At 42.6% G+C, this 345-nt stretch carries 1 protein-coding gene; it reads right to left on the reverse strand.

The window, feature by feature from the left end:
* Positions 1–105: 105 nt before the first annotated feature.
* Positions 106–345: GlgC family sugar phosphate nucleotidyltransferase (locus AVJ23_RS22505; protein WP_496197021.1), on the reverse strand; the 240-nt coding region annotated here is incomplete at its 5' end.

A 345-nucleotide genomic window follows, 5' to 3' on the forward strand; every position in this document is an offset into this window, starting at 1 on the left:
CCATTCAGTCCATCTCGATAATGCGGTTGATGCATGTGCCAACACAGCACCAATTTAATTTTTTTCGGTTCCATAACAGGGATCTAATCACCTAGTTGAGCATTCTTAACGAGTAACGTGCAATTTTTGTCCAAGCATTTCCGGCGTTACCAACACAATACCAGAAGATTCCTCAACATAAAAACGTCTTTTATCGTCTTCCAAATTTTCACCGATAATCGTGCCTTCAGGAATGATACTTCCTTTATCAATGACGGCATTTTGGATACGGCAGTTTCGTTGCACTTCCACTCTTGGCAACAACACCGAGTCTTTGATGAGGGTATAGCTGTGAATGCGCCCACC

This window comes from Pseudoponticoccus marisrubri (assembly GCF_001482405.1).
In the GTDB taxonomy this organism is placed as follows: domain Bacteria; phylum Pseudomonadota; class Alphaproteobacteria; order Rhodobacterales; family Rhodobacteraceae; genus Pseudoponticoccus; species Pseudoponticoccus marisrubri.